Source organism: Vagococcus sp., from assembly GCF_036639995.1.
Taxonomy (GTDB): Bacteria; Bacillota; Bacilli; order Lactobacillales; family Vagococcaceae; genus Vagococcus.
The window spans coordinates 27,050-35,035 of the sequence record NZ_JAVWHO010000023.1 but is presented as its reverse complement, the minus strand read 5'-3'; the positions used below and the strand labels follow the sequence as shown (position 1 = coordinate 35,035).

The following is a 7,986-nucleotide window of genomic DNA, read 5'->3' as shown; positions in this document are numbered from 1 at the left end:
CTATTTAATTTGCTTAAACATCTCTTATTTGTAGAAAACACTATATTTCATAAATTGTTCTTCAGAAATCTCTGTTTCTATCTTTTTTTTGAAAATAAGTTAAAATAGGAGTTAATAAATAAAGAATAGGTGAGAATATGTACAATCATTACGGTCCATTAGCAACAAAAGTTTATGAACTAACTAAACCCATTGGAGCCTCTTTAAATGGCGACATTGATTATTACAGTGAACGACTTGATGGGATTTCCGGGAAAATTTTAGAAGCTGGTGTTGGTAGTGGCAGGATGTTAATTCCTTTACTAAAAGAGGGATTTGATATAGAAGGAATTGACCAATCTTTTGATATGCTAGCTGCTTGCCAAGCAAGTTTATCTCAGCAGCAATTAGCTACTACCATTCATCAAGGAAATTTGGCAGATTTTTTAATTGCTGAAAATTATTATGAAGCGATTATCATGCCTACAGCCACATTTTGTTTGCTCGAAACAGAAAAACTAGCCTATCAAACTCTAATTAATTTTTATCGTCATCTGAAAATTGGTGGAAAAATAATTATCGATATTGATTTACCTTTTTATCCAGAATTAGGTGAAACTTCAACGACAAGTTTTCCTATCAACACAGAAGAATTGATTACTTATGAGAAGAAAATTGTGGAAATCGATTGGTTCAGTCAACATATTATTTCTCATTTAACATATAGTTATTGGCAAAAAGGAGAATTAATTAAGCAAGAATTACAACAATTTTTACTTCGGTGGTATGGCCTAAATGAATTTCGATTAATGCTTGAAAAAGTAGGCTTTAAGGAGATTAGCATTTCTGCCGATTATGAATTTGATGAAGCACCAACAAACAGCAATCAAACGATTACCTTTGAAGGAAAAAAATAAAGCAGGTCGATTTTTTTATCGACCTGCTTTTTATTCAGCCTCTTCTTGAAATTGGCTGTTATAAAGTTGTTCGTAGAAACCTTTTTTAGCAATTAATGTGTCGTGATTTCCTTGTTCGATAATTTGACCTTTATCCATTACAAGAATCAAATCAGCATCACGAATAGTTGACAATCGGTGAGCAATAACAAAACTTGTTCTACCTTCCATCACACGGTCCATTGCTTTTTGGATTAAACCTTCTAGCCTTGTATCCACTGAACTTGTAGCTTCATCTAAAATTAAAATTTTCGGATCAGAAATAACAGCACGTGCAATAGTTAGTAACTGCTTTTGCCCAAGTGAGACATTGTCCCCTTCTTCGTTAATCGCCATATTGTATCCATCTGGCATCGTCCGAATAAAATGGTCCACATTGGCTGTTTTAGCTGCATCGACTACTTCATAATCCGTCGCATCTAACTTCCCAAAACGAATATTTTCCGCAATGGTATCGTTATATAACCATGCATCTTGAAGCACCATTCCAAATAATGAACGAACATCACTTCTTTTCATTTTCTTCGTATCAATACCATCAATTTTAATCGCACCTTCTGTTACGTCATAAAAACGCATAAGCAAGTTGATTAACGTTGTTTTACCGGCACCCGTTGGCCCAACAACTGCTACTGTTTGACCACTTTTAACTTCAACATTAAAGTTTTGAATTAACGGTTTTTCTGGGTCATAACTAAATGACACATTCTCAAACGTTACATTACCTTCTATTGTTTCAGGTAATGGAATGTCTTTTTCGTTTAACTCTTCTTCTACTTCGTCTAAAATTTCAAAGACACGAGTTGTGGCTGCAGAAGCACTTTGTAGGACAGATGACAACTGTGTAATTTGTCCCATTGGTTGACTCACTTGCCATACATATTGAATAAAAGCTTGTAAGTTACCTAATAGTAGGGTTCCTTGAATAATATAATGAGACCCTAAGACAGCAACGGCAATGTAAGCACTATAAGCAGTCAAATTAACTAAAGGCATCATCAAACCTGAAAGAGCAGCTGCTCTAAATCCATTATGAGCTAACCGACCATTTACTTCTTTAAAATCAGTCAAGGTTTGATCTTCTCTGCCGTACAGTTTTAAAATATTAAATCCTGTTAGATTTTCTTGAACAAAGCCATTTAAATCACCCAGTGAGTCTTGTTGTTTTTTGAAATATCTTTGAGAGATATTAACAACAATTTTTGAAATAATAATTGATAAAGGAATGATAATCATTACAACCATTGCCAACTTAACGTTAATCATCAACATCGCTGTAATGGCCATCACAATTCCTAGTATCGCATTAATAATCGCAATAAAACTTTGTTGCATCGCATTACTTACAGCATCCACGTCATTTGTCACACGTGATAAAATATCACCAAATTGATTTTTATCAAAATAAGAGACTGGTAAACGATTAATTTTTTGATCTAGCTCTTGTCTTAAGTCTCTCATAGAATGTTGGACAACGTTTGTCATGAACATTTGAGCTAAGAAACTTGCCAAGCTATAAATCGACCCAATAATTAATAACACAACTAAAATCTTACCTATATAACTAAAATCTATGGCTTGACCTTCTTTAATATTTTGAGAAATACGTGTTGTTGGTAATCCTGTCACATAAGGAAGGACAGCATTCATAAAGATAGCAATGAACGTCATAAATATAGCTGAGAAAAAATGTAACTTATAAGGAGAAATATAAGCATACAATCGGGTTAAAGAACTAAGTGATTTTTTCATGCTAATTCCTCCTCTGTTAATTGTGATGAGGCAATATCATAATAAATGGAACACTCTTTCAATAAGTCATGATGGGTTCCAATGCCTACGACATCTCCTTCATTTAAAACAACAATCTTATCGGCATGCATAATTGTACTGACACGCTGAGCCACAATTAATACTGTTGATTCTGTTGTTTCTTTTTTCAATCGATTTCTTAAAGTAGCATCAGTTTTATAATCGAGTGCTGAAAAGCTATCATCAAACACATAAATAGCTGGTTTTCTAATCAAGGCTCTAGCAATCGCTAACCGTTGTTTTTGACCACCAGAAAAGTTTGAACCACCCTCTGAAATTGGTTCATCTAATCCTTTTTCTTTACTTTCGATAAACTCTGTTGCTTGGGCAATATCAATTGCTTCAAGCATCTCTTCTTTAGTTGCATCCGGTTTCCCGTATTTTAAATTATCCGCAATTGTTCCTGAAAACAGTAACGCTTTCTGAGGAATGTATCCAATTTTATGTCGCAATGTTCCTAAGTCATATTCTCTAACATCCACGCCATCAATCGTAATAGAACCTCTTGAAACATCATAAAATCTAGGAATTAACTGGATTAAGGTTGATTTTCCACTTCCTGTACTCCCAATAAAGGCAACAGTTTCTCCTGGATTAGCCGTAAACGATACATTACGAATCACTGGGCTTTCTGAGTTACCTGGATAAGCAAAAGAAACGTCTTTAAAAGCTAATACACCATTTGTTGGTGTTTCAGTCACACCATTCTCTGGATTTTTAATGGAAGGCGTCAAGTCTAAAACTTCTTGAACACGATTAGCAGAAACAGCGGCACGAGGATACATCATAAATACTGCAGAGAATAAAAGGAATGAGAATAACGCATGGAAAATATATTCAATAAATGCGATTAAATTACCAACTTCTAAACTTCCTGCATCAATTTGGACACTACCAAACCAAATAACAAGAACCATAACAATATTAAATAAAAAGAAAAAGGCAGGTTGTGCAGATGCCATTAATTTAAATAATTTTTTAGAGCTTTCAGCATACTTTTGATTCACCTTATCAAATCGTTGCTCTTCAAAAGGTTCATTTACAAAAGCACGAATAACACGTAAACCACTTAAATTTTCTCTTAAAATCATGTTGATATTGTCGAGATTTTTTTGTTGTTTCTCAGACAATGGACCTGAACGTTTTCCGATTAATAGAATACCACCTAAAAGAAATGGTAGCGCCCCAATAACAAACGTGGTTAACGACGGGCTTGTTCTGACTATCATTACAATACTTGAAACAAACATGATGGGCGTAATAAAACCAATTCTTAAGATCATCCCCATAAAGGTCATGACTTGAAACGCATCATTAGTTGTTCGAGTGATAAGAGAGGACATACCTATTTTTTCATACTCTTGATGAGAATATTGCTGAATATTTTTCATCATATCATTTCTCATTTGCTGAACTAAACGCGTGTTGATTCTTGCTCCAACAATGGCTAACCCGATATAAAGAATAATCCCAATAATAATCGTTGCCACCATATAAAGACCCATTTTTTTAACGTACTCAAAATCATTATTAACAATCCCGACATCTAGCATCTTAGCTAGGAATGTAGGGAGGCCTAATTCAATAATAACGAAACCGAATACACAAATAACGTTTAGCATTAATAAACCTTTTTGTTTCATGGCATAATGCCACATTGTTTTCATTAAATCATCTCCTATCTATCTGAACATGTGTTGCTATTTTATAACATACCACATTTTTTTATTAAATGCCTATCTTTCCTCCTCTTTTTTAAGGAACATTTTTTAAGTTTGTCGCACAAAAAAACTTGTGACAATTTCAGTCACAAGCACTTTTTTATCACTTATTCTGCTAAATTTTGTTTTTTATCTTTTACTGAATCCAACATCACACCTAATAGACCAATCGTAAAAAGAAAATTAATCCCTAAAATTCCCGGACAAAACAAAAAGACAATTAAGACATTCATTAAAATGCCAAATACGATCATTAGTAACACTTTACCTCTCCCCTTCTTGTGGTAGTTTAATCTATTCTACTATTTAGGTAAACCTCTTTTATTAATTTAACCTTAACATTTCCTGAATTAATCACTATGCTTACTAAAAAGAAGCTGTTTTTCAAAAAATATGTTATACTTAACTCTCAATACATCTTCTTGAAAGGAATGGGTTTTAATGACAAATATCAACGAAGCAACTGTATCTGAAAAGGAATTACTTGAGGCAGGATATCGAAAATATTCTGGTGAAGCAATGGACATCTTTTATAGCCAACAGGTTTGTGAGCACGCTGGAAAATGTGTTCGCGGTAACCCTGATGTTTTTGAAGTTGGCAGACGTCCATGGATTATAACTGATAACGGAACTACTGAAAACAACGAGCTTGTTATCAATACATGCCCAACTGGTGCCTTAAAATATATTAAAAAGGAGACTGCCTAAATGAAATACGTTGAAGAAGCTAATCGTTTTGTCGTTTTTGAAGATAGCGGGCAAGAAATTGGTGAAATGACTTGGTCTAATGCTGGAGAAACAATGATTATTATTGACCATACATATGTGGATGATGCTCATCGTGGCCGAGGTATTGCTGAAAAGTTAGTTGCTCTAGGAGTTGACTATGCGAGGAAAAACAATAAAAAAGTGATGCCTCTTTGTCCCTTTGCTAAAAAAGAATTTGATCAAAAAAAAGAATATCAAGATGTTTTAAAATAATCTAAAAGAAACTATTAAAAAGTAACGTTTTGTTTGATTGGCTATTCCGTTTTCGAATAGCCAATTCTTTGTTTTAGCCCAGTATAACAAGCTTTTGACCAAAAAAATAAAAATTGAAACTTTTTTTATTTTGACGTTTTTTCCGTTTTTTCCACTACTTTTTCAATTACCTCACTTTTTCTCTTTCCCTATTTAAACCTCTTAGTGAATGATTCTATACAACGGTCTTTGATTATGATAGAATATACCTAATTGTTGGAGAGTTTTTCTCCACACTCGAGACGGTGAATTTTTATCTTTTATAATGAAACAACACAAGGTTTCATGTTACTTTGAAGACTTCTTTAAAGTTAACCATATTATAAATGCAGGTGTATTTTACACCTCAGTTTGTTGCGTTTAAAAATAAAATAACTCACTAAAATAACTAGACGAAGGAGATTTTTATATGATTTATAAAGTATATTATCAAGAAGACAAAGCACGTAGCCCACAAAGAGAGAAAACATTATCTCTTTATATGGAATCAGAAAGTTCAGTTGAGGCTAGAAAAGTAATCGAACAACATACCCCTTACAACATTGAGTTAATTCAACCCTTAGAAGGAAATCATTTAGAGTACGAAAAAGAGAACGCTGATTTCAAACTTGTGGAGTTTGAGTAGTTATGAAAGTCCAAATAAAAAACAATGAAACAGGTGTGTTTGGCATCGGTGGACTTGGCGAAATTGGGAAAAATACATACGGGGTCCAATTTCAAGATGAGATAATTATCATTGATGCTGGTATTAAATTTCCAGAAGATGATTTATTAGGAATTGATTATGTTATTCCAGATTATCAATACATTATTAAAAATATTTCTAAAGTGAAAGCACTTGTTATCACTCATGGTCACGAAGATCATATTGGTGGTATTCCATTTCTTTTAAAACAAGCTAATATCCCAATCTATGCTGGTCCATTAGCTATGGCTTTGATTCGTAATAAGTTAGATGAGCATGGTCTTTTAAGAGACGCTGAACTTCATGAAGTTAACGAAGACTCTGTCATTAAATTTAGAAAAACATCGGTTAGTTTCTACCGAACAACACATAGTATTCCAGAAGCAAATGGCGTTATTGTTAAAACCCCTTCTGGTAATATTGTTTATTCAGGGGATTTTAAATTTGACTTTACACCAGTTGGCGAGCCAGCTGATCTTCATAAAATGGCAAAATTAGGTGAAGAAGGCGTGTTATGTCTTCTATCAGATAGTACTAATGCTGAGGTACCTGATTTTACTAAATCTGAAAAAGTCATTGGCGAATCTATTTTACGCATCATTGAAAAAGTCGAAGGTCGTGTGATATTTGCGACGTTTGCTTCAAATATTTTCAGATTACAACAAACTGCTGAGGCGGCTGTTAAAACGGGACGTAAAATTGCTGTTTTTGGTCGTAGTATGGAAAATGCCATGGTTAATGGGCGTGCATTAGGATACATTAATGTGCCCGATGATACGTTCATTGATAGTCGTGAAATTAATAAATACCCGGCAAACGAAATTATGATTCTTTGTACCGGATCTCAAGGTGAACCTATGGCTGCTTTAAGTCGTATCGCCAACGGGACTCACCGTCAGATTTCAATCCAACCCGATGATACAGTTATCTTTTCAAGTTCACCAATTCCAGGTAACACAACAAGTGTTAATCGCTTGATTAACTTGTTATCAGAAGCTGGTGCAAACGTGATTCATGGTAAAGTTAATAACATTCATACATCTGGTCACGGTGGACAACAAGAGCAAAAATTATTATTACGTTTATTGAAGCCAAAATATTTCATCCCTGTTCACGGGGAGTACCGCATGTTAAATGTGCATTTACAATCTGCACAAGCAACAGGTGTTAAAAAAGAGAATTGCTATATTTTAGAAAATGGTGATGTCTTAGCTTTAACAAGTGAAAGTGCTAGACGTGCTGGTCATTTTGCCGCTGATGATGTTTATGTTGACGGTAACGGCATTGGTGACATTGGTAATATCGTCTTAAAAGATCGTCGTATTCTTTCAGAGGATGGCTTAGTATTAGCCGTTGCTACTGTTGATTATGACACGCAAACAATTGTCGCTGGTCCAGACATTTTATCTCGTGGTTTCATTTATATGAGAGAATCTGGCGAATTAATCCAAGAATCACAACGAATTTTATTTAATGCCATTCGCAAAGCTCTTAAAAATAAGGACTGTGATGAAGCGATGTTAAATGAAGTCATTATTAATGCTATTCAACCTTTCTTAATTGAACAAACTGAAAGACATCCAATGATTTTACCAGTTGTTCTTGAAGCAAATTAATAAAATAAAGTAATTACTTAATTTAAAAGCTAAAGATGAGTGAAAATTCATCTTTAGTTTTTTTTATTTGTTATAAAAATAGACTACATTCTTTATTTCTTCTCTATTTAAATATATCTTTCTTTGCTATTATGGAAGAAAGATATGTTTTTTTATTTTTACTTAGAAAGGAAATAACTATGAAGAAAATAACAGTT

At 33.7% G+C, this 7,986-nt stretch carries 8 protein-coding genes; 5 read left to right on the top strand and 3 right to left on the bottom strand.

Annotated features, from left to right (window positions below; translation table 11 throughout):
* The first annotated feature begins 137 nt into the window (after nt 1-137).
* Nucleotides 138-896 carry a class I SAM-dependent methyltransferase gene (locus RR554_RS07325; RefSeq protein ID WP_332463570.1) on the top strand — a complete coding sequence of 253 codons (759 nt, stop codon included), beginning with the start codon at nt 138-140 and terminating at the stop codon, nt 894-896.
* 30 nt (nt 897-926) lie between these two features.
* Here the strand turns inward: RR554_RS07325 and RR554_RS07320 are convergent, their stop codons facing one another.
* From RR554_RS07320 to RR554_RS07310, 3 genes are all read right to left on the bottom strand, one after another.
* The gene (locus tag RR554_RS07320; RefSeq protein WP_332463569.1) at nt 927-2,687 is read right to left on the bottom strand and encodes an ABC transporter ATP-binding protein; all 1,761 of its coding nucleotides are present in this window, start codon (nt 2,685-2,687) and stop codon (nt 927-929) included.
* Entirely contained in the window at nt 2,684-4,414 is a 1,731-nt protein-coding gene (locus RR554_RS07315) for an ABC transporter ATP-binding protein (RefSeq protein ID WP_332467721.1), read from the bottom strand. Before RR554_RS07315 ends, RR554_RS07320 begins: the two co-directional genes overlap by 4 nt.
* A 161-nt stretch (nt 4,415-4,575) precedes the next feature.
* Nucleotides 4,576-4,731 carry a hypothetical protein gene (locus RR554_RS07310; protein WP_332463567.1) on the bottom strand — a complete coding sequence of 52 codons (156 nt, stop codon included), beginning with the start codon at nt 4,729-4,731 and terminating at the stop codon, nt 4,576-4,578.
* A gap of 178 nt (nt 4,732-4,909) precedes the next feature.
* Between RR554_RS07310 and RR554_RS07305 the strand changes: the two genes are divergently transcribed.
* The 4 genes from RR554_RS07305 to rnjA all read left to right on the top strand — a co-directional run bounded on the left by RR554_RS07305 (nt 4,910) and on the right by rnjA (nt 7,789).
* A complete protein-coding gene (locus tag RR554_RS07305; RefSeq protein ID WP_332467720.1) occupies nt 4,910-5,176 on the top strand; it encodes a (4Fe-4S)-binding protein in 267 nt (88 codons plus the stop codon).
* On the top strand, nt 5,177-5,449 hold the full coding sequence (locus RR554_RS07300; protein ID WP_332463565.1) for a GNAT family N-acetyltransferase: 273 nt from the start codon (nt 5,177-5,179) through the stop codon (nt 5,447-5,449).
* A 448-nt stretch (nt 5,450-5,897) separates the two neighbouring features.
* Nucleotides 5,898-6,113 carry a DNA-dependent RNA polymerase subunit epsilon gene (locus tag RR554_RS07295; protein ID WP_332463564.1) on the top strand — a complete coding sequence of 72 codons (216 nt, stop codon included), beginning with the start codon at nt 5,898-5,900 and terminating at the stop codon, nt 6,111-6,113.
* 2 nt (nt 6,114-6,115) lie between these two features.
* Complete coding sequence (gene rnjA, locus RR554_RS07290; RefSeq protein WP_332463563.1) at nt 6,116-7,789, top strand: ribonuclease J1; 1,674 nt, start codon at nt 6,116-6,118, stop codon at nt 7,787-7,789.
* The last annotated feature ends 197 nt before the right edge of the window (nt 7,790-7,986 follow it).

Bases quoted from the DNA above. Each gene is read 5' to 3' on its own strand.
- RR554_RS07325 (WP_332463570.1), top strand. From the start codon at position 138: ATGTACAATCATTACGGTCCATTAGCAACAAAAGTTTATGAACTAACT.
- RR554_RS07320 (WP_332463569.1), bottom strand. From the start codon at position 2,687: ATGAAAAAATCACTTAGTTCTTTAACCCGATTGTATGCTTATATTTCT.
- RR554_RS07315 (WP_332467721.1), bottom strand. From the start codon at position 4,414: ATGAAAACAATGTGGCATTATGCCATGAAACAAAAAGGTTTATTAATG.
- RR554_RS07305 (WP_332467720.1), top strand. From the start codon at position 4,910: ATGACAAATATCAACGAAGCAACTGTATCTGAAAAGGAATTACTTGAG.
- RR554_RS07300 (WP_332463565.1), top strand. From the start codon at position 5,177: ATGAAATACGTTGAAGAAGCTAATCGTTTTGTCGTTTTTGAAGATAGC.
- RR554_RS07295 (WP_332463564.1), top strand. From the start codon at position 5,898: ATGATTTATAAAGTATATTATCAAGAAGACAAAGCACGTAGCCCACAA.
- rnjA (WP_332463563.1), top strand. From the start codon at position 6,116: ATGAAAGTCCAAATAAAAAACAATGAAACAGGTGTGTTTGGCATCGGT.